Raw genomic sequence first — 22,824 nt, 5'->3', positions numbered from 1 at the left:
TACCGCACCTTCAACCTGGACATGGGTAGATCACATGGTTTCGGGTCTACGACTACATACTCAAACGCCCTATTCAGACTCGCTTTCGCTGCGGCTCCGTCTCTTCAACTTAACCTCGCATGCAATCGTAACTCGCCGGTTCATTCTACAAAAGGCACGCCATCACCCATTAACGGGCTTTGACTTGTTGTAGGCACACGGTTTCAGGTTCTATTTCACTCCCCTTCCGGGGTGCTTTTCACCTTTCCCTCACGGTACTGGTTCACTATCGGTCACTAGGGAGTATTTAGCCTTGGGAGATGGTCCTCCCGGATTCCGACGGAATTCCTCGTGTTCCGCCGTACTCAGGATCCTCCTAGGTGCCTTCCAAATTTCATCTACGGGGCTTTCACCCTCTCTGACTGACTTTTCCAAGTCATTCGACTATCTGAAAAAACTACCATATTGGAGTCCTACAACCCCAATGAGCAAGCTCATTGGTTTGGGCTTTTCCCGTTTCGCTCGCCGCTACTCAGGGAATCGAATTTTCTTTCTCTTCCTGCAGGTACTTAGATGTTTCAGTTCTCTGCGTCTACCTCGTATACGCTATGTATTCACGTATACGTAACATCCTACAAAAGATGCTGGGTTCCCCCATTCGGAAATCTCTGGATCATAGCTTACGTACAGCTCCCCAAAGCATATCGGTGTTAGTCCCGTCCTTCATCGGCTCCTAGTGCCAAGGCATCCACCGTGCGCCCTTATTCACTTAACCTTATCAACCTTACGGTTGGGTTTTGATCTTTCTTCTAGCGATAGAAGTCCAATCAAGAAAAATAAGCAATTGAACTTATTAAAAAACTCATTCAACGCGGTGTTCTCGGTTTGTATTACTTACATTTTTACTTCAATATCCAGTTTTCAATGAACAAGTATATAACAACATACGTTGTTAATGGAGCCTAGCGGGATCGAACCGCTGACCTCCTGCGTGCAAAGCAGGCGCTCTCCCAGCTGAGCTAAGGCCCCGGGTTAAATTTTGAGTAGACCTCTCAAAACTGAACAAAGTATCGACAAACGTGTGTAGTCTCCGTAATATTCCTTAGAAAGGAGGTGATCCAGCCGCACCTTCCGATACGGCTACCTTGTTACGACTTCACCCCAATCATCTATCCCACCTTAGGCGGCTGGCTCCAAAAAGGTTACCTCACCGACTTCGGGTGTTACAAACTCTCGTGGTGTGACGGGCGGTGTGTACAAGGCCCGGGAACGTATTCACCGCGGCGTGCTGATCCGCGATTACTAGCGATTCCGGCTTCATGTAGGCGAGTTGCAGCCTACAATCCGAACTGAGAGAAGCTTTAAGAGATTAGCTTAGCCTCGCGACTTCGCGACTCGTTGTACTTCCCATTGTAGCACGTGTGTAGCCCAGGTCATAAGGGGCATGATGATTTGACGTCATCCCCACCTTCCTCCGGTTTGTCACCGGCAGTCTTGCTAGAGTGCCCAACTAAATGATGGCAACTAACAATAAGGGTTGCGCTCGTTGCGGGACTTAACCCAACATCTCACGACACGAGCTGACGACAACCATGCACCACCTGTCACTTTGCCCCCGAAGGGGAAGCTCTATCTCTAGAGTGGTCAAAGGATGTCAAGACCTGGTAAGGTTCTTCGCGTTGCTTCGAATTAAACCACATGCTCCACCGCTTGTGCGGGCCCCCGTCAATTCCTTTGAGTTTCAACCTTGCGGTCGTACTCCCCAGGCGGAGTGCTTAATGCGTTAGCTGCAGCACTGAAGGGCGGAAACCCTCCAACACTTAGCACTCATCGTTTACGGCGTGGACTACCAGGGTATCTAATCCTGTTTGCTCCCCACGCTTTCGAGCCTCAGCGTCAGTTACAGACCAGAGAGCCGCCTTCGCCACTGGTGTTCCTCCATATATCTACGCATTTCACCGCTACACATGGAATTCCACTCTCCTCTTCTGCACTCAAGTCTCCCAGTTTCCAATGACCCTCCCCGGTTGAGCCGGGGGCTTTCACATCAGACTTAAGAAACCGCCTGCGCTCGCTTTACGCCCAATAAATCCGGACAACGCTTGCCACCTACGTATTACCGCGGCTGCTGGCACGTAGTTAGCCGTGGCTTTCTGGTTAGATACCGTCAAGGGGTGAACAGTTACTCTCACCCTTGTTCTTCTCTAACAACAGAGTTTTACGATCCGAAAACCTTCTTCACTCACGCGGCGTTGCTCGGTCAGACTTTCGTCCATTGCCGAAGATTCCCTACTGCTGCCTCCCGTAGGAGTTTGGGCCGTGTCTCAGTCCCAATGTGGCCGATCACCCTCTCAGGTCGGCTATGCATCGTGGCCTTGGTGAGCCGTTACCTCACCAACTAGCTAATGCACCGCGGGTCCATCCATCAGCGGCACCGTAAAGCGCCTTTCAAAACGAAACCATGCGGTTTCGATTGTTATACGGTATTAGCACCTGTTTCCAAGTGTTATCCCCTTCTGATGGGCAGGTTACCCACGTGTTACTCACCCGTTCGCCACTCCTCTTTTCCCGGTGGAGCAAGCTCCGGTGGGAAAAGAAGCGTTCGACTTGCATGTATTAGGCACGCCGCCAGCGTTCGTCCTGAGCCAGGATCAAACTCTCATAATAAAAGTTAGAACAATCTTTCGATTGTTAAGCTCAATTGTTTGCTAGCATATTGCTTGCTTGTTAAAAATGTTTGTTGTCTTGAATTGAATCAAGACGCCCTACACATTTGGTTTGTCTTACTTTGTTCAGTTTTCAAAGGTCTACGTGATAATTGAAACACAACTGCCTCAACTTATCGTTTGTGATTGCCGTAGCAACTTTTATATCTTAGCAAACTCTCGGATGATTGTCAACTATTTTTTAAAAGTTTTTTCAACTCGTTTTTCACGAGGTCGTTTTAGCAACTCACTTATAATAACTTGTTGTTTGTTATTTGTCAACAACTTTTTTTATCTCTTCTTTTGTAGAGACAACATTCCTTGATGAATTTCTCAAACAACACTAGTTATATTAACATGTGTTTTTCTATTCGTCAAGCATTATTTAAAGTTTTATTTACACTATTAAAATCAGTAATAAACAAAAAACAACAAAAAAAAATATACCATTTATTCTATTTAGTTGTCAATCACTATTTCTGATAAATCTATCTGGTATACTTTCAATTTTGATCCTCTTTATAGTAGAAATACGAAAAAGTCGAAATGTTTTATTTTGGAATATACGATTTGCCTCTTACACTTTTTGCTAGTTATCACTAGTTTCTTTACGAAAAATATGCAACGCGCCTTTGGTAATAAGCCAAAAAACCAGAGAACAGGTAAGTGAGATTTTGATTCTTTGGCTTGTTACTAAGGAAAAACCGATGATCCCAATTGCCTTTTTCAGTATGTAACACAATTGGATACAGTCTATTCATGTAAAATCAATTGCTCCATCAATCGTTGATCGTAGCCAACAAACAGCGCATCATCGATGATGATCAAAGGACGTCTTAAAAGATGACGTTGCGTTTTGCACAAAAATAGAAGTTGATCTTCCTGTTTTTTTGGAAGTCCAGCTTTAATTTTTTTGAATTCAAATGACCATGTAGTAAATAATTGTTCAATATGTGCATTTTCAAAACTACATAACTCTTTGACTTCTTTATTACTTAAAGCTCTACTTTCTAGATCAACAAATTGATAAGATAAGTTCTTTTTCTCTAACCATTGTATGGCTTTAACCGTTATGGTGCAATTCGTTGAACTATAGATTTTGATATTCACAACGTCTCCTCCTATTCTTACGAATACAAGACACTATGTTTCATATAAATCAAGTTTCTTGCGACACCTCGTATTTCTCTAGGAATAAATGCTCGTATTTCATCTTCATTGAATCCAATCAATACTCTTTTTTCATCAAGTAGAATCGGACGTCTAAGTAAAGATGGGTATTCTTTGAACAAGCGGATCATTTCTTTTAAGGATAAATCATTAAAATCGATCCCTAATTTCTCATAAACTTTTGAACGAGTAGAAATAATATCTTCGACTCCACCTTCTGTTGCGGCCAATATTTGTCGTATCTCATTTTCTGACAGAGGTTCTGCAAAGATATTCTTTTCTTCAAAATTAAGATGATTCGTTTGTAACCATGCTTTGGCCTTTCTGCAAGATGTACAGCTAGGCGAAGTGTATAGTTTTATCATTTTCTCACTCCTTTTTAATTGTAATCCCATTCTAAACGTAATATCAAAATAATGCCAGTCATACGCTATCCCCAAAATAAATAAAATTTGTTTTTGTTCATAAAATCGTTATTTAAACAATCAATTAAAGGTTATATTCTTTTTATAAACAACGGTTATTTAAAATTTACATAAATAATTATAGTTATTTATTTTTTTGAATAAAAAAGCAAAGCAAGTGTATTTTTACTCGCTTTGCTTTTCGTCATTTATTTGATTTTTTTACCTTTACAACCTGTTTCTTTAATAAAACGTGAAGGTTTTAATTTTCTTTTCCCTTTAAACTCAGGTACACATAAATAAAGACGATTCCTTGCTCTAGTCATTGCGACATAAAAAAGACGTCTCTCTTCCTCAATCGTCGTTAATGGTTCGATTTTCAACTCACTTTTCAGTCTTTTGTCTTTTGCTACCGCACCATTGTAAGGAATCATCCCTTCATTACAACCGATTAAAAAGACGTTACGATAACTTAAACCTTTGCTTTTATGAATACTCTGGATACATAAGGCATCTAGTTTCCCCTTACGATAAGCAATCAACCTTGTTTTCAGTTCTGCTGCAATTCCTTGGATCTCAAGATACAATTTTTTCAATTGCGGGATCGTTGGATATTGTCTGACAGTCTCCAGCAACCATTCTTTGTCACCTTGCTCGATTTCTTTATTCGGTCTTGGCAACCGACAATAGGCCTCAATCAGTGAAACACATGACCGCTTCGTTGGTTGATCAAATGTTTCTAGCGCGCTTACAAATGTCTTTAGTTCTTTTTCTCTAGCTTCTAAATTAGGCCGCCGTTTTAAAATATAAGCGACAATATCTTGGTCACTGTTTTTATTAGAGAAAAATTGGTCACATTCATTTGTTTTCAGATAACAATTAATCATCAACTGTCGTAACAACTGCTGGTGTGCTTGCACTTTTATCGGTGTTGCCGCATCATACCAACCGATAAACTTTTGATAAAATTGATAAAAAAGCTTAATTCCATAGATTCCCGCATATTGGGTATCTGCTTCTAGTACAAATGGAATATCTGTTTGGATCAAACGTTGCACCAATGCTTGTGTTTGTGATAATGAGCGATATAAAATAATAGATTCTTTGTATTTTCCTTTGTCTTCTATAAAAGCATATACTTGCTGAATCAACCAGTCACTTTCCTCTTGTACCGTTTTAAATGATAATGCCTGTAATACGCCTGGTTCCTTTTGTGCTGGTACCATCGCTTTAGGTATGCGATCCTCTTTATTGTACGTGATCAATCGATTAGCTCCTTGAACGATCGACGCTCGCGAACGATAATTGGTCAATAGAAAGAGTGTTTTTGTTGGATATTCTTTTTCAAACTGTTTGATATAATCAGGTTCTGATCCTCTAAAGCCATAGATACTTTGATCATCATCTCCAACGATGATCAACTTGATTGGCGAGTCTTTCGTAATCAACTGAACGATTGCCCATTGCAAAGGATTCGTGTCTTGAAACTCGTCGATAAACAAGTAATCGTATTTTTGACCTACATATCTTCTGACATTTACATGAGAGAGGGCATTTTTCAAATTTTGTAGAACATCATTGAATTCAAAAAGTCGTTGCTTTTGTTTTTCTTCATATAGTTCAGTCATTAATTGATCCATACGCTCAGAGATAGGTTGACGTGGGTCTTTTTCAATGGAATCAAATCTCTTTTTGATCAATTGGATGATCTCCTGTTGGGAGAGATTCATGTTTTGCCAATAATCCAATCGGTTAGCAATCGTTTTCTCACCATACTGATCGAAAGAATATAGTTGATATTTTTTTATTAGTTTCTGCAGTAAAAGATTTACTTTATATGGTGTGTCTTTAGAAAACTCACCTTGAATCCCTTCGGCAGAAAGATCCGGAAACTGCCGTTTGATATCACTGTACAGACGATAAAAAATACTATGAAAAGTTCCGATCGTTACATTCGTTTTTCTTTGACTAAAATTATCCACCCGTTTTTTCAATTCATTGGCAGCATTTCGAGTAAAGGTAATCATTAAGATCCTTTGCTCTTCTACTTGTTCTTCATTCATCAGATATACAGCTTTCGCACATATCGTTTGTGTTTTTCCACTTCCTGCACCTGCAATGATTCGTAAGTGTTTGCTCATATCATAAGTGATTGCTGCTTTTTGTTCATTATTGAATCGATTATAAGAACGCTTCTCAATATGTTCAAAAAATGATTCATTTGGCTGTTCTTCCTCATGTTGTTCTTCTACCAACCCTGGTGCTTCCCCATATGCAGCTTCATAACTAGCAATTATTTCTTCTTGCATTCGAAAAATTTGTTGGAGCTTTTTATATTTTCTTTCCCAATGGCTGATTTCTCTTTGCAATCGAAGAATTTCTTTCTCATTTTCTTGATTGATCATCTTCCCCATCTTTCTTTTATTTATTTTCTACTCCATTTATTTTCTTTATACTACCAGACCTTTACAAAAAATAAAATGGGGCTTCACCCTTTTACGATCGTGGTCTTAGGAAGAAACAAAAGAAACTCTACTATCAACTGATGTATTTGATGAGTTCCTAAAACTACATGAGAACCCCAAAAAAGCAAAACCCACTTTTCCTTTACCTTTCAAAGTAAAAATAGCCAGTCAAATCCAAAAATGATTTTCCATCATTTAAGATTTGACTGGCTATTTATCAAAATACTATTTTTCATTCATGAACAGTTACTATTAGTAGCTGTACTCTTTCACTGCACTTGACTTACGAACGACTAATTGCCAGTGTAAATTGTGTGCAGTTTCATTGTCTTCATCTGCGCAATTGAGAACACGAACCATCAAACTATTCTCATAGATTTTTTCAATTTCTGCTTCAATTGGAGAACAAAATAAATCTGATACAAATGCGTACGTTTTACCGACTTCAAATAGATTTTCATTTTCCATGCTATTTCCTCCATTATGTTGTGCATACGGCACAACTTCTTTTGATAAAATTTCGAATCTGTTACCTTTATTGACAAACCCACCTTCTTAAAGGCTTGCATTTTAACATAGAAACTACCTTGTTGTTGATATCAGAAGGCAACAACAAAAGGGGAAGGGGAGTTGCTGCCTTCTATTAAGAAGTTGGTAAAACAAAAATATAAGAACGTGTCACTTACATTTATCTTCGCAACCTCTACTAATTTTTAACATAAATTTTTAAACATAACACAGAAATATCATAAAAAGTTCTTTTGGCATCAAAACTGTTAAATAATCTCACTCTTTTTTGGTATAATCGTACGTTTAATTGAAAATTTAAAGATGATTTGATAGTTTTACAGGAAATTTTTTAATTATTTAGAGATAAACATGTCTTTTATTTTTTACATAAGAAAAAGCTTTTCATTCTTATATAACAAATATGTTACAAAATTCACTTAGTTAACGATTTTGATGTCAAAACGTCCTTTTATGAATCGAAAAACTTTTTTTATGTCTTTTCGCTTATTATAGTATTCGGAGGTACGTATAGAGATGAAAAATAAAGTGGTAAATCGAATATTGGCAATATTATTCAACGGAAAACAAGATGAAGAAGATATGACTTACATCCAAGTGAAGTTTGCTCTGGAAGTTTTGCTGAACAATCTTGGAAAACTTGCTGTCGTTTTTGTATTTTCTTTATTGACAGGCACGTGGGCAGAAACAGGAATGACTTTCCTTTCATATATCTGTATTCGCAGATATGCTTACGGTCTCCATTCCGATTCTGAATTTGTTTGCTTACTTTGGACTTTGCTTTATTTGTGGGGGGTTCCCTTAGTAATGAAACATTATCAATTGACTTTCTCTTTCCCTATGATGGTCCTTTTGTTAATTGTTTGTTTTTTCCTTTTGCTTCGCTATGGATCAAGAGGCACAGCCCTTAACCCAATTGCACCAGAGAAACGCCCACCCCTACTAAAAAAAGCAATTTTCATGTATCTTTTATTTGCAGTACTCACATTATTTTTCTCTGCTTCTTACTTTTCTACCTATTTACTACTTGGGATTATTTTAGAAATAGCTACGTTGCTTCCAGTTACAAATTACATGATGAATATTGGAGGAATTTTTTATGAAAAAAACAATCGTTAAACAATTAACTAACCTTTCTGATTTCTTTGTATCTGGCTGCTGCTTCGGTATGAGCTCAGAATTTAAAATACCTGAAAAATTAAAAAAATAATAATATAAATATGCTATAATTTGGGAAAACGCAATGGGAGCTGTGCTTTATGTTTTTGTGGTCCATAGCCTTGCAATATCTGATTTACACAAGTTCTATCTTAATCATCAATTCTCAAATTAAAAATAAATACCTATTTTCTACGTTTAGTCTCTTGGCAGCAGCCCTGTTGGGAATACTTTACCCGATTTTAGGTATTTTTTCTGCACTTGTCGCAATTGCCATGTTGAGTCTACTTTTCTTTTTCTTTTCATCCTCGCGCCAACATATGATCTACGCATTACCTTTGGGATTATTAGCTTCCATTTTAGGCGATCATTTGACGAGCGTTGCGGATTTTTTAGTATTGGAATCTGCTGTCATTGAACCTGGAGATGCATTACAATATTTCCATATAACTGTATCAGCGATTTTATCTTTATTATTTGCGTATGGATTCAAAAAGTTTTTAGATAATTGGTCCGCTAGTGTTGACCGTCGAATGATTGGTACAATCGGTTCATTGGTTTTACTTACCTACTATATCATTATTTTTTATACACGATTTTCTGGTGAAACGCCAAAAGTACTAGCATTAAATACGAGCTTTTTTATCCTTTATCTGTGTGTCGGCCTAATTATCTTGATTTACTATTGGAAAATATCAAATAAAAAGATGGCAGATCAATTATTGGAACAACGCATCCAATTGCAGCAAGATTACATTAGAGATCTAGAAAAAAATTATCAAGAGCTTAGAGAGTTTAAACACGATTATCAAAATCTGTTGTTTTCTTTGAATAGTTATATTTCTGAAGGCGATCTTGAGGGCTTACAAAAATATTATAACCAAACGATTTTACCTACACGTGAAATGATGAATCTCTTCCCAGCAAATCTTAGCTTACTAGACAAAATGAAGGTACCTGAAATAAGAAGTCTATTCTCTTTAAAATTAATGATGGCACAAGAAAAAGGTATCTCTGTCCAATTGACCGTTCCAGATGAAATCGTCATTGGTAAAAAATATACGATCAATTTGGTAAGAATGCTTGGTATTATTCTTGATAATGCAATCGAAGGTGCAACAGTAACCAAAAAGAAAAAAATCGAAGTACTGATCATCAAGAAAAAACAGTCGTTGATGATACGTGTCATCAACACTACTACGAATACGTTTCCATTGAGTAAGTTAAAACAAAAAGGCTTCTCGACGAAAACAAATCCCAAAAATGAAGGATTAGGTTTATTTATTCTTGATGAGTTAACAAAAACGAATCCTTATCTTTTTCTTGAAACATCGATTGAGAATCAGCGATTTTCACAAACAATCCATATACAATTAAAGGAGTAATTTTATGATTCCCATTTACATTTGTGAAGACGATCCGAAACAACTGGAAGTCATCTCTACAGTAATCAAGAATCGGATCATGATTGAAAATTTGGATAGTTATGTCCATATTGCAACTTCTGATCCTATTGAACTCCTCAATGCAGCAAGGATACGTACGTCTTCTTTTGGTATTTATTTTTTGGATATCGAACTGAAAGACAGTGAATTAGATGGCATTGCCATTGGAAAACGAGTACGTGACTTGGACTCGCTTGGAAAAATCATTTATGTTACTTCACACACCGATCTTTCCATGACGATTTTGAAAAGCAACATTGAGCCGACTGATTATATCATCAAAGAAGATATTTTTGATCTTAAAGAAAATGTTGAACGTATCTTAAGTAAAATATTCGAAGATTTCCAAACTGCGCCATTACAAAAGGATATTTTTAGAATTGAATTCAATGATGAAATCAAATTTTTACCTATTCGAGATATCCAATACTTTTCTACTGCTCAAGGTACTCCTCATAAACTGGAGGTCCATTTGACACATGCCCAAATGCAGTTTTACGAGAAGATAAAAGATATCGAAAAGAAAAGTCAACACTTTATCCGCTGTCACAAATCTTATGTCATCAATACCCAAAATGTCCAAACAATCAATAAGAAAACACGAGAAGTGACTCTATCCAACGGGGAAGTGATCCCTGTTTCGATTCGTGGGCTAAAGAAGTTGATTTCTTGAAAGACAATAAAATAAATAATTTCTTTTTAATAAAGAAACGAAGAATGAATGAAAAAGTCGTAAAATCCTCTTTTCCATTCATTCTTCGTTTTTTAGTATCGTTTAATGCGCGATCATTTCTTGCGCGATTTCTTTTCCAGTCATTTCTTCCGGATAGAAAGTTGGCCAATTGTCCATTTCTTCTAGTAAAGCTTCTTGGCTTTCATTTCCTAGATAGATATGGAAATGGTCTGATTTGGTAGGCGCAATCGAGTGGTCACTGAATTGTACATACTTGAACGCACCAGAATCAGGATCTTCTGCTTCAAACAAGAAACGGACACCGCGATTACCTGCTGAATAGTTCAAGATTTCTTTACCAGCATAACGGTATTTCGATTCTTTAACTTCGCCATCCTTGAAAGTAAAGATCATCGTATCATCTTTGATCTCAATTTTTTCGACATCTGTTTTGTAGCCTATTTCATAGTATTCACGATACTCTTCAGCTGTCATATCTGGATTTGTTTTGGCTTTATATTCAAATACTTGATCAAACGTTCCATCTGCCATATACGTATCGACAGTTTGCCAGATACCATTCCAATCTGATAACGGGCGATCTTGGACCTCTGAATCTTCAAAATAACCATTATAAACTGTTTTTTCTTTTTCAGTTTTCAATGTATCTTCTAATGGATTTTCAGTATCCGTAGTTTTTTGGAGCGCTTTTAAGTTTGCTTCCATGATTGAAATGTACGTTTCACCGTTATCCATTTGCTCTTTTGTCAATCCTTCTAAAGGATTCAATACTGCTAACGATACGCCTGCTTCAGTAGCTAAAGTACGAGCGATACTGTCTTTGGCATTCTCTTCAAAATAGATATATTCAATCCCATGGTCTTCAACAAATTCTTTTAACTCGGCAATTCTTGCAGCAGAAGGTTCTTCACTTGAAGAAAGACCGGCAATTGGTACTTGATTAAGACCATATTCTAGAGCTAAATAATTGAACGCAGCGTGTTGGGTCACAAATGATTTTTGTTTTGCTTGACCTAATGTTTCTTTAAAAGTGTTGTGTAGCGTTTCTAATTCTTCTAAATAAGAGGCAGCATTTTCAGTGAATGCTTCTTCTTTTTCAGGATATGCCTCAATCAATTGGTCACGAATCGTTTCTACTTGCTTCATCGCTAGATTAGGAGCTAACCAAACATGTGGATCTAATTCATGTGAATGACCGTTGTCTCCGTGATCGTGATCATGGTCGTGGTCATCCGCATGATCATCGTGATCATGGTCTTCATGATCGTGGTCTTCATCGTCATGATCGTGGTGATGGCAATGACCATCCCCAGGCAATAACAACATTCCTTCTGTTGCTTTGATTGGAAGTACATCGCCCTCTTTTAAAGTATGTTCAATTGCTGGAACCCAAGTTTCCATATTTTCATCATTATAAACAAAAACATCAGCATTTTGGATTTTTGCCATATCTCTTGCAGAAGGTTCGTAGTCATGTGAATCTGTTCCAGCTGGAATCAATAATTCAACATTTCCCTCCTCACCAACTACTTGCTTCGTAAATTCGTACATTGGATAAAATGTCGTCATTACATTCAAGTTTCCATCATTTTGTGCATTTGTATTTGTTGCAGTATCTCCTGTGCCACAACTTGCAAGGATCCCTGTCAACAGTAATCCTCCTACCACCTTGATCCAACGTTTCATTTTATTCGCTCCTTCTCATCTTCTTTCTCTATTTGATTACGATTAATAAATGCAAATCGTAATAGTTACGTTTTAGCAACAGGAATTAATTTAGCATAGAATCAAACCAACCGTCAAGCATTATTACTAAATTTATTTTATTATCGAAATTCGATTGATTTTTCAACTGTATCATTTTCTTTTTATACCCGTTTCAGATTATAATAACTTGGAGTAGGACAAGGTTGTGAAAGAAGCGTTTTGACCTGAGCAGTAAGATGGAAAATCAGAAAATAGCTTTCCATATTTTTTGATTTTTCATCTTACTGTTGAAGGTCAGCTTTTCGAACACCGTTTATTAGGTTGTGAGAAAGATGTTCAGCTCCAAGTAGTAAGACAGAATTTGAGAAAATAGCTTCTCATATTTTTCACCGTTTGGCTGACTATTAAAAAGGCTTCATTCGATCTCAATAGTTGCTTCGTGAGAATAGCCCAACCCAAAAATCAACTACTTATTTCAAGAGAAAGGAGAACTATCGTGGAAAAAAAACCGAAAGAATCTTCCCGACTGATTCGTTTTTTAGGAGGGAAAACTTCGTATTACGTTCTAGGATTACTTGTGATGATCGCGTTGGTCATTTACTTTTTCCAAAAGATTGCTTTTATATTCAAACCACTGGTTGTCATTTTTATCACGACTTTACCACCAGTCCTTTTTGCTTTGGTCTTATATTATTTATTAGAACCTTTGATCAAACGTCTCAGCAAGAAACTCTCACGTAATCTGTCAGTCATTTTAGTTTTTGTTATTATTTTATTGCTGATTGGCTTAGGAGGTGTCTGGCTATTTCCGTTTTTAGAACAGCAAGCAACCACATTGATTCAACAACTACCTGACCTATTCCAAGATTTCCAACAAACGTTGAAGGACTTTTTAGCACAGACACCATTTTCTGACTCGTTCAATCAATTCTTTGCATCGATTGATGATTTCACCGATAACTTTACTTCATTCATCGGTAACTATTGGCAGAGCGGTGCTGAAAGTCTAGGAAATCTATTCTCAGCGGTCACAACGACCTTTATCACTTTATTTACTGGTCCGATCATTGCCTTTTTCCTTTTAAAAGATCCGCACAATTTTTATCAATCGGTCTTAGGTATCGTTCCACCAAAATTTCGCACAGATTTTCGGACTTTGACTAAAATTGCGAACCAACAATTAGGTGCTTTCTTAAAAGGACAAATCATCGCTTCTTTCATTCTAGGCGCCGTTTACTGGGTAACTTTCTTATTGATTGGCTTAGAATTTGCAAGTATTCTGGCTATCGCTGCTGGTTTATTATGTATTATTCCTTATATCGGTCCATTCATCGCTTTCTTTCCGGGACTATTCATTGCTTTTCAAGATTCGACTTTCATGGCTGTAAAATTTGTGATCGTCTGGTTCGTTGTCCAGTTGCTTCACGGAGATCTTGTGGTCCCTCGTGTGATGGGTGATCGGTTACAGATCCACCCCATCACGATTTTGATTGTCTTATTAGTCATGGGAGATCTTCTAGGAATCATGGGCGTCATTTTTGGTATTCCGATCTATACATTGATCAAACTACTCGTTGTTTTTCTCTTTAGAAAATTCAAACAGCGTTACAATAAGTTTTATGGGGATCAAGGAGTTTATCAAAAAGCTGATTTTTCAGAGAAGGATTACTTTAAGTAACAAAAAAGGATAGGCGTGAGACATGAGTCCACTCCTATCTTAAAAAAACTATACGGTATTCATCGAGCAACATTTCAGAGATAAGCAAATCCCATAAATAAGCAGCAAAAGCTATTCATGCTTTTGCTGCTTATTTTTCAAACTATTCGTTTGTCACAGTCTCTACTTTCCTTGCACTAATAGTGCGACTGCTTGATAAGGCTGTAACTTCATTTCTTTTTCAACTGTCGTTGGGTAGTTACTGATCAATACTTCCGCACCTACAAATTCTTCCGGTAATTCCACCGACGTTTCTTTCGCGTAAAAATTGGTCAGAACTAATAATTTTTGATGATCGGTTTGTCTAAGATAACCATAGACTTGTGGATGCTCAGGTGCATAGGCTTTGTAGTCACCATTAGCAATCACTGGATATGTTTTTCTTAGTTGGATCAGTCTTTGGTAATAGGCAAAAATCGACTGTTCTTGCTTTTGCTCGTTTGCTACATTAATTGTTTGGTGCTTCGATGCTAAAGGTAACCAAGGTGTCCCTGACGTGAAGCCAGCTTGTGGTTCATCTGTCCACTGCATCGGTGTGCGTGAGTTATCTCGTGACTTTGCTTTAATTCGTCGAAAGGCTTCTTCTGGCGTGAATCCTTGTTCTTGTAACAGGTTATATGCGTTTAAGCTTTCAATGTCCCGGTAGTCAGAAATCGAATCGAAGTCAGGATCGATCATCCCGATTTCTTCTCCCATATAGATATACGGAGTACCTCGATTTAAATGGATCATCGTGGCCAACATCTCTGCCCCTTGTTTACGGTACTGTTCGACATCGACAAAACGATTTAAGGCACGTGGTTGGTCATGGTTATTCAAAAATAGTGCATTCCAGCCATTTCCTGCGCTCATTTCTTCTCCCCAAGTATGGAACAAACGCTTTAACTCTTCAAAATCAAATGGCGGAGTTGTCCATTTATTGCCATTTTCATAATCGACTTTCAAATGGTGGAAATTAAATACCATTGACAATTCATTTCGTTCAGGTGACGTATATAAAAGACAGTTTTCGATAGTCGTTGAACTCATTTCTCCTACCGTTATGATTTCAGGGTCTTGGCCAAACGTTTCTTTATTTAAGCGTTGTAAATACGTATGAGTAATTGGTTTATCTGTGTACTCGGCTTTCCCTTCATTTTCCGCGTTGTTTTTCAGTTCCTCGTCTTTTCCGATCACGTTGATTACATCAAAACGGAACCCTTTGACACCTTTATCCATCCAAAAACGAACAACTTTGAATAATTCTTGTTGGACTGCTTCATTACGCCAATTCAAATCAGCTTGCGTTTTATCATACAAGTGTAAATAGTACTTCCCTGTTTCGCCGAATGGCGCCCAAGCGTTTCCACCGAATTTTGATACCCAATCTGTTGGTTCATCTCTTAAAATAAAGAAATCTTGATAATACTTATCTCCAGCTAATGCTTTTTGGAACCATTCATGTTCAATAGAGACATGGTTCAATACCATATCTAGCATGATGTCGATCTGATATTTTTTTGCTTCAGCGACTAGCTCTTCAAAATCAGCCATCGTACCGAATAATGGATCGATTGCTTGATAATCAGAGATATCATACCCATTGTCTTTTTGCGGGCTTGGGTAAAAGGGGTTCAACCAAATCATATCAATGCCCAATTCATTTAAATAAGGTAATTTTTCTTTGACTCCTGGTAAATCACCAATCCCATCACCATTCGTGTCACGATATGACTTGGGATAAATCTGATAAATCACTTTTTCTGTAAACGCCATAAGCCTGTACCTCCAGCTGTTTTTTAACTTATATATACAAGTTGATAATCCAATTATATATGAAACGTAAGCGTTTGTAAATCAATGACGCTAGGAAATGTGTGCCATCATTTTCCCAGCAAATATTTTACGTTAAATCGATCATTCACGCCGCGCTCAATTCATTTAACTATTTATTTTTTTACAAATTCCTTTTTCAAGAAAATAAATTCTTTTAGTTATGTTATATTTAAGTATAGGGTCGTGATATAAATCAGCTTGTAGCATCTAAAATCGATTGAACAGTCTTCAAGTAACATGCTTTTTTCATACATACCCTAAACGATAAAAAGCCAAAAAGCGGAGGATCTCTACTATGACTTTTTTAAAACGTTCCAAATTATTTGCAACACTTGTTTTACTTAGCTTGACAGGAATCACTATTTTTATTTTTTCTAAGATCACTTTTATTTTCAGGCCACTCGAAGCGATCATGGCAAGTATCTTCTTGCCAATCTTGATTTCAGTTTTCGTATTTTATATTTTTCTTCCAATATACAATCAACTCCTCAAATATATAAAATCAAGAACGCTTGCGGTCACACTGATGATGCTACTGATTTTGTTAACTGTGTATTTGACCGTACAAGTGATTTTACCGATCATTATTTTGGAAATCAGTAAATTTATCGGTCAGGTTCCTCAAATTCTTTATGTTTTGGCAGAGAATCTAGATGGTTCCTTATTAGAAGAACGCTTGCTCCCATTTATTGATACACTGGAATTGAACCAATTGACACGTTTTGTTTTACAATTTGTTTCAGGTGCCACTTCAAGTTTAGTCAATGTATTCGAAATCGTTTCGCGCTCTGCGATCATTCTCTTTACGATTCCACTCTTACTGATTTATATGTTCAAAGATGGCGACAGGATTCCAGCTATATTGACACGCTACACGCCTAAGAAATTCCATCAGTTAGTCAGAGATTGGTGCCATGATTTCCATTTAGCAGCTTCGACCTATATTAGTGGCAAGCTTTTAGTCTGCACGTATGTAGGTGTGGGGAGTTATCTTGTTTTTAAAGTATTAGGCTTGCCAAATGCGTTATTACTTGCCTTGATTTGTGGATTGATGGATATCATTCCTTATTTTGGTCCGTTTATTGGTGCTGCACCGGCTTTACTGTACGCATTAAGTCAAGACGTTAAAACAGCCTTACTCTTAGTAGCTTTCATCACCTTGATTCAATTTGGTGAATCTTACTTGGTGTCTCCTCTAGTGATGAATAAGATGATTCATATCCATCCAATTGCGACTGTTTTTCTTTTACTTGTCGCTGGGAACTTGTTTGGCTTATTAGGAATGATCCTCGTATTGCCGACGTATACGATCATTAGGGAGATGATCCGTAGCTTTATTCGCTTTAAGAACACTACTGATACAGCTAATTCAACTCATCCAACTGAATAATCCTAGGGATAAACGGGGAAATTTACCGTTTATCCTTTTTTTGCTTTGCCCCGAGGCTCTCTTTATCTATTCTCCTCTATTTTTCAACAAAAAAACCGTTTATTGCGATCTTCTTTTTCAAGAATAAGCAATAAACGGATCAGAACTATCGTTTGATCTATTCTGTTGGTTCATCGATGAAACGTTGGACCTTCATCTTCAACTGATATTTTTTTCGTAATTCATCAATCTCCACCATCATCTCTGATTTGTGGTGACGATCGATTGCTTCTTGATTTGTCCAGCGATCCACCAATAAGATCGATTCAGCATCTTCTAAAGGAATAAAATACTCATAACGTTCATTTCCTTCTTGCGCACGAATGCGTTCGACGATTCCTCGCTCTGTCATTTCTTGGGCAAATGCTTTTGCATTGCCTTCTTTACCGCTATATAGGATATTCACAGTAATACTCATCTTAGTCCCCCCACTCGTTATTCATTTGATTTCAATGCATCGATCATATCAATATGCTTCAATTTGAAATGAGTGACGATCATCACGATCACCGTGAATAGAATCGTCAAAGCAGCGGATAGTGTATAAGCAACCCAGGTAATAACTAACGGGAAAATCACTGATTCCATTGAAGCTTGGCGTAAGATAAAGTCGGTCAGCACATAACCGATCCCAAATCCTCCAAAAATCCCTAATAAAGTAAAGATGATATTTTCTCGAACGATGTACATCGTGACTTCTTTATCAAAAAAGCCTAATACTTTGATCGTAGAAAGTTCACGTACTCGTTCAGAGATATTGATATTCGTTAAATTGTATAAAACGATAAACGCCAATAAACCAGATAGAACGACGAAAATGATGACCACTGCATCTAAATTTGAAAGAGATTCTTCTTGGTTCTTGATCTGTGTCGAAATAAAAGAGGTATTAGTAACCGCCCCCGTTTTCAATAATTCTTCTGAGAGTGTATCCTCTTCTTCTTTCGACATCTTTTCTGTTTTGAGTAGATACGCATTGGTTGTCATTGGCTGTCCAGAAATCTCTTCATAGTACGTTGGACTCATATAGACAAAATTACCCAAATAATTTTGCAAAATGACTGCCACCGTTCCATGTAATTTTTGTTGATCGTCATCATACATTTCCACCGTATCACCGACAGATAAATCGAATAATTCGGCCGCTTTACGTGTAATCGCAAGCCCATGATCTGGTAGTTCTACCGATTGATCGTCCGTTGTTTTCAGATGGATGAACGTTTCTAATGCTTGTTCATTTTCTGGTACCATCAATGTCAAACTTTGTGATGCTTGGCCTTTTTTACGTAGTTCAATCGTTTGCGAATCAACCGCTAAACGATCAGTGATCTTCGCTTGATCATCCATTGCATCATTGATTTCTTTTTGACTCGTTTCATCAGTTTGATTGGTCGTTACGATCGCTTGATAATCAATGATTGGTCCAAACTGTTTGGCAGAAACCGAGCTAAGCGAATCCTTTAGCCCAACTCCTGCGACCATCAATCCTGCACAACCGGCAATTCCGATGATTGCCATGAACATCCGTGATTTATAACGGAAAAGATTACGATAACTGATTTTTTGGTTGAAGCTTAAACGTGACCAAAGAGGAGTAATGTATTCTAAAAGAATTCTTTTCCCTGGTTTCGGTGCTTTAGGCTGTAACAAAGCAGCTGGTCGTTCGCGTAGATCTTTGAATAGAACTAACATCGCTGCACCAAAAGCAGCAATGAAGAACGCAATAGCTGCTTGGATGATTGGTGGCCAATCATAGAAAATCACCGCACTGCCAATATCATAACGTTCGTTTGAAAGCTCAAAAATGATCCGTGGCAAAAGATTGGTTCCTAATATCGTTCCTAAAATGATTCCGATACCTGAAGCGAGACAAGCATAAATGGCATATTTTTTGGCAATCTCCAATTTACTGTATCCTAAGGCTTTCAATGTACCGATTTCTCGTCTATTTTCTTCTACCATCCGTGTCATCGTGGTAAAAGTGATCAATGCTGCAATAAAGAAGAAAAAGACTGGAAAGACATTTGCGATGGCTGCGATGCGTTCAGCTAGATCGCCAAATTCCTGAAAGCCGACATTTTCCGATCGTTCTTGGAAAAGATAAGTTGGCTTGGCTAATTCATTGATTTTTTCTTCATTCTCCGCAATAGACGCTTCGGCCTCTGTTAGCTCCGCTTCTTTTGTTGTCAATTGTGCTTCTTGTTCTGATAATTGACTTTCTTGTTCCGCTAAAGCACTCAATGCCGGTGTTCGCTGCGGTTCAGGTAACTGCTCCAAGACTTGACGTTGTTGATCAATCTGCGTTCTCGCTGCTTCTAATTGACTTTTCGCATCAGCCACTTGTGATTTTCCGGCTGCGATTTCTTGTTTTGCAGGGGCTAAAGCATCCTTGCCCTCTTGCTTCAGCTGTTCTAAACGTTGCTGCGGTCGCTCTTCAAACAACCCTTCCAGCTTTTCGATGTTTTTTTCCATCTCTTCTTGGTATTCTTCACTGTACGTATTTAAATCGTCGACATTTGCAAAGTCGAGATATAATACGGATTGGATATCTGTTTTAAAATTATCTTGTGGGACATAGGCAAAGTAATCAATACTCCCGTTCCCTACATTTGCAAAACCTCGTTCTAAATTATTGATGAATAACGGCGAGCGGACAAAACCTGTAATCTTGTACGCCGTCTCTTTCAAGTCATCTGATTCAATCGTGTAGGTGTCACCGATGCTGTATCCTTGATTTTTTGCCTTCTCATCTAGTACAAGTTCATCATCCGATTGTGGCAAGCGACCATCGATCACCGTCAACTGATTTTGTTTCATATCTGGAGCGTAAGAGAATACTTGGACAACTTCATTTTTATTGGCATTCGCGTAATATAGTTGTTTGCCCGTTTCAACGGTTACATCTGAGAGTTTTTCTGCTTCTGCAACATCTTCTTTCGTCAATCCTGCTGTCGAAACGATCTGTAGATCAGAGAGTTTACCTGCCCTGACATATTCATCCATCGTTTTTTGCATCACAGGACCAGCTGTCTTGACGCCTACATATAAGAGCGTGCCGAGTAAAATGATCAATATAATCGCGATAAAGCGGCCTTTTGATTGGCGTATTTCACGAAATCCTGCTTTGAGGTAAGTTCTATTTTTCATGGCAAACCTCCTTACCAAACAAGTTCATCGATAGATGAAGGCTGTTCATTCAATTCGACTGCACGGACTTTTGCATCGTTGATATGGATTACTCGGTCAGCGATTGGTGCTAAAGCCGAGTTATGTGTAATGATCAAAACGGTATTGCCATGTTCACGACTAGCATTTTGCAACAATTTCAATACTTGTTTTCCTGTTTCAAAATCCAATGCGCCAGTTGGTTCATCACAAAGTAATAATTTTGGGTTTTTCGCAAGCGCTCGTGCAATCGACACACGTTGTTGTTCGCCCCCTGATAATTGTGATGGGAAATTATTCAACCGGTGCGCAAGCCCAACTTGTGTCAAAACTTCTACAGGATCTAACGCATTTGGCGAAACTTCTGTTGCCAATTCAACATTTTCTTTTGCAGTTAAGTTAGGAACAAGATTATAAAATTGAAAAACAAAGCCAACATCTGTCCGGCGATAAGCCGTTAATTGTTTGTCATTGAATTGAGCAATATCTGTTTCATCAATAATGATCTGTCCCTCATCCGGTGTATCCATCCCACCTAAAATATTCAATACCGTTGATTTCCCTGCTCCACTAGGCCCAAGAATAATCACTAATTCTCCTTTTTCAATGGAGAATGAAATATCGTCATTCGCTGTAATCGTTGTTTCGCCCATCTGGTAACGCTTAAATTCATTTTTTACTTCTACATATTTCATAAAACTTCCACCTTCATTCTCCCGTTTATTTATCTATTTGGTAAATCTCTTATATTTTAACACTGAAATGAAAGGTTGTGAAAAAAACCTTTTCAAAAGAGGTCGTGAAAGGCACGTTCAGCACAGTGGCATAAGAAAGAAAAATAGAAAATGGTTCTTTCATTTTTTATTTTTTGTCTTATGTCCGAAGTGTTGTTCCTTGAACACCGTTTACAAGAGGTCGTGAGAGAAGCGATTAGTACTGAGTAATAAGAGTGGAAAAGCTAAAATGGCTTTTTCATTTTTTGATTTTTTTGACTTATTTTATTATTGAAGTTTTACTTCTGGAATACCTTTTATTCGGTTCTAGGGTGTGCAAGATGACAAATATCACAGAATCATCATTTACTTCTTTACGTATTCATGGGAAAATGACACTAAGAAAGAGATAGGAGTATAGCAATGGCAAAGAAAAAAGTGACGATCAAAGACGTTGCGAAACATTCAGGCGTATCCATCGCAACTGTCTCACTGATCTTGAATGGCAATGAAGCAAAATTCCATCCAGATACGGTCAAAAAAGTAGTAAAAGCAAGAGACGAATTAGGTTACCAACCCGATTACATTGCACGTCAAATGATCACAAAGAAAACAAAAACCATCGGTGTTCTTGTCCCTGATATCACCAATCCTTTTTTCAATACGTTGATGCAAGGGATCGAAGACTATCTTTACCAACAAAATTTTGTCACGATTCTATGCAATGCAGATTTTGATCATCAAAAAGAAACGGATTATTTACTTGAGTTGACGCAACGTGGTGTCGACGGGTTTATTATTGCCTCTTCGGCTGTCTCAACGAAAGCCCTTCAAGTTTCTTTGAAGAAACAAGGGAAACCATTTATCGTATTAGATCAGAAAAAAGCAGAAGGTTCTAGTGATGCGGTCTTAACAGATGATTATCAAGGTGGGTACTTAGCCGGTGAGCATCTACTAGGCTTAGGTCATCAGGAAGTTGCTTTAGTCTATCCACAACAGACACCTCAAAATGTCCAAAATCGGATAGATGGTTTCTTAGCAGCGTGTAAACATGTGGATCATTCTGAGAAACAGATTCATTGGTTCCCTACTCACTTTTCAAAAAAAGGGGGCTATGAAATCGTTCCTGATTTACTTTCCTCTGCTACTACAGCGATTTTCGCATTGAATGACGAACTAGCTTTTGGTGTATATCGCGGATTAGCGGAGCATGATAAACTCATTCCCGAAGATTATAGCATCATTGGCTATGATAATATTGATATGTGTGAATACATGAAGCCTAAATTAACGACCATTGCTCAACCCATTTTAGAGTTAGGTAAAGCGACTGCTCGTTTACTCTTAGAACGCATCCAACACCCTGATAAATCATGGGAAGAACTTTTATTGCCCGTAGAGTTGATCCAACGTTCCTCAACTCAATCGATCGATCTCTCCGCCCCTCAATAACACGAATATTTGTTGCGAATCAATGATGACTGAACCTGTTATCATTGTTTTTTTAAATAATGCGTTATTTTATATTTTTATTTCTTCCATAAAAAGCCAGCAACCAAGGCTTTTTTTACGTTCGTTATTTAACGAAATGTTTTGAAGAATTGATAAATCTTTGGTAAACTTATAGTAAGTGTACTCATTTCCCCCAAAATTTGTGCCCCCACAAATGAAATAGGGTACATCAAACAATGAATGTTCAAACGAAATGAATAGCTACTTAATACTTTTGT

The 22,824-nt window shown here is 37.8% G+C and carries 15 protein-coding genes, 1 tRNA gene and 2 rRNA genes (1 of these 18 running past the window's edge); 6 read left to right on the top strand and 12 right to left on the bottom strand.

All coding sequences use genetic code 11. The features are described from left to right. The 7 genes from IGJ49_RS02245 to IGJ49_RS02215 all read right to left on the bottom strand — a co-directional run. Positions 1 to 754: ribosomal RNA gene (locus IGJ49_RS02245) — 23S ribosomal RNA — on the bottom strand (it extends 2,161 nt beyond the left edge of the window). Positions 755 to 935: 181 nt separating this feature from the next. Then, positions 936 to 1,008: transfer RNA gene (locus tag IGJ49_RS02240), tRNA-Ala, on the bottom strand. 77 nt (positions 1,009 to 1,085) lie between these two features. After that, a 16S ribosomal RNA gene (locus tag IGJ49_RS02235) occupies positions 1,086 to 2,646 on the bottom strand. Together the 16S and 23S rRNA genes with 1 tRNA gene alongside form the textbook arrangement of a ribosomal RNA operon. Before the next feature lie 791 nt (positions 2,647 to 3,437). Next, complete coding sequence (locus tag IGJ49_RS02230; RefSeq protein WP_023519089.1) at positions 3,438 to 3,794, bottom strand: ArsC/Spx/MgsR family protein; 357 nt, start codon at positions 3,792 to 3,794, stop codon at positions 3,438 to 3,440. Between the two features lie 17 nt (positions 3,795 to 3,811). Next, a complete protein-coding gene (gene spx, locus IGJ49_RS02225) occupies positions 3,812 to 4,219 on the bottom strand; it encodes a transcriptional regulator Spx (RefSeq protein WP_010736342.1) in 408 nt (135 codons plus the stop codon). A gap of 248 nt (positions 4,220 to 4,467) precedes the next feature. Next, positions 4,468 to 6,672 (bottom strand): ATP-dependent helicase, encoded by a 2,205-nt coding sequence (locus IGJ49_RS02220; protein WP_041684168.1) that lies wholly within the window; start codon positions 6,670 to 6,672, stop codon positions 4,468 to 4,470. A 303-nt stretch (positions 6,673 to 6,975) separates the two neighbouring features. Next, positions 6,976 to 7,191, bottom strand: coding sequence for a hypothetical protein (locus tag IGJ49_RS02215; protein ID WP_010736344.1), 216 nt, complete (start codon positions 7,189 to 7,191; stop codon positions 6,976 to 6,978). 576 nt (positions 7,192 to 7,767) lie between these two features. Between IGJ49_RS02215 and IGJ49_RS02210 the strand changes: the two genes are divergently transcribed. From IGJ49_RS02210 to IGJ49_RS02200, 3 genes are all read left to right on the top strand, one after another. Then, on the top strand, positions 7,768 to 8,370 hold the full coding sequence (locus IGJ49_RS02210; protein ID WP_010736345.1) for an accessory gene regulator B family protein: 603 nt from the start codon (positions 7,768 to 7,770) through the stop codon (positions 8,368 to 8,370). Positions 8,371 to 8,510: 140 nt separating this feature from the next. After that, on the top strand, positions 8,511 to 9,794 hold the full coding sequence (locus IGJ49_RS02205) for a sensor histidine kinase (RefSeq protein ID WP_019723361.1): 1,284 nt from the start codon (positions 8,511 to 8,513) through the stop codon (positions 9,792 to 9,794). A 4-nt stretch (positions 9,795 to 9,798) separates the two neighbouring features. Beyond that, complete coding sequence (locus IGJ49_RS02200; RefSeq protein ID WP_010736348.1) at positions 9,799 to 10,527, top strand: LytR/AlgR family response regulator transcription factor; 729 nt, start codon at positions 9,799 to 9,801, stop codon at positions 10,525 to 10,527. A 102-nt stretch (positions 10,528 to 10,629) separates the two neighbouring features. Here IGJ49_RS02200 and IGJ49_RS02195 read toward each other — a convergent pair whose 3' ends face one another. After that, positions 10,630 to 12,234, bottom strand: coding sequence for a zinc ABC transporter substrate-binding protein AdcA (locus IGJ49_RS02195; protein ID WP_438722253.1), 1,605 nt, complete (start codon positions 12,232 to 12,234; stop codon positions 10,630 to 10,632). A gap of 517 nt (positions 12,235 to 12,751) precedes the next feature. On the opposite strand from IGJ49_RS02195, the gene IGJ49_RS02190 reads away from it, so the two are divergent. Further along, positions 12,752 to 13,933 carry an AI-2E family transporter gene (locus IGJ49_RS02190; RefSeq protein WP_010736350.1) on the top strand — a complete coding sequence of 394 codons (1,182 nt, stop codon included), beginning with the start codon at positions 12,752 to 12,754 and terminating at the stop codon, positions 13,931 to 13,933. Between the two features lie 162 nt (positions 13,934 to 14,095). Here the strand turns inward: IGJ49_RS02190 and treC are convergent, their stop codons facing one another. Next, the gene (treC, locus tag IGJ49_RS02185) at positions 14,096 to 15,727 is read right to left on the bottom strand and encodes an alpha,alpha-phosphotrehalase (RefSeq protein ID WP_023519084.1); all 1,632 of its coding nucleotides are present in this window, start codon (positions 15,725 to 15,727) and stop codon (positions 14,096 to 14,098) included. 355 nt (positions 15,728 to 16,082) lie between these two features. Between treC and IGJ49_RS02180 the strand changes: the two genes are divergently transcribed. Beyond that, positions 16,083 to 17,177, top strand: coding sequence for an AI-2E family transporter (locus IGJ49_RS02180; protein WP_019723357.1), 1,095 nt, complete (start codon positions 16,083 to 16,085; stop codon positions 17,175 to 17,177). A gap of 157 nt (positions 17,178 to 17,334) precedes the next feature. Here IGJ49_RS02180 and IGJ49_RS02175 read toward each other — a convergent pair whose 3' ends face one another. Genes IGJ49_RS02175 through IGJ49_RS02165 form a run of 3 tightly spaced genes read right to left on the bottom strand, consistent with a single transcriptional unit; the run spans position 17,335 to position 21,076 of the window. Continuing rightward, complete coding sequence (locus IGJ49_RS02175; protein WP_438722252.1) at positions 17,335 to 17,634, bottom strand: antibiotic biosynthesis monooxygenase family protein; 300 nt, start codon at positions 17,632 to 17,634, stop codon at positions 17,335 to 17,337. A gap of 17 nt (positions 17,635 to 17,651) precedes the next feature. Beyond that, positions 17,652 to 20,363: an ABC transporter permease gene (locus tag IGJ49_RS02170; protein WP_010736354.1), complete on the bottom strand. Its 2,712-nt coding sequence runs from the start codon at positions 20,361 to 20,363 to the stop codon at positions 17,652 to 17,654. A gap of 11 nt (positions 20,364 to 20,374) precedes the next feature. Further along, entirely contained in the window at positions 20,375 to 21,076 is a 702-nt protein-coding gene (locus IGJ49_RS02165) for an ABC transporter ATP-binding protein (RefSeq protein WP_010736355.1), read from the bottom strand. Between the two features lie 441 nt (positions 21,077 to 21,517). On the opposite strand from IGJ49_RS02165, the gene rbsR reads away from it, so the two are divergent. Beyond that, positions 21,518 to 22,546, top strand: coding sequence for a ribose utilization transcriptional repressor RbsR (gene rbsR, locus IGJ49_RS02160; RefSeq protein WP_023519081.1), 1,029 nt, complete (start codon positions 21,518 to 21,520; stop codon positions 22,544 to 22,546). Positions 22,547 to 22,824 lie beyond the last annotated feature (278 nt).

It is taken from the genome of Enterococcus sp. AZ171 (assembly GCF_051714005.1).
Lineage (GTDB): Bacteria > Bacillota > Bacilli > Lactobacillales > Enterococcaceae > Enterococcus_B > Enterococcus_B pernyi.
Note: the sequence above shows the minus strand (reverse complement) of the source record. Positions and strands in the feature narration are given on the sequence as shown.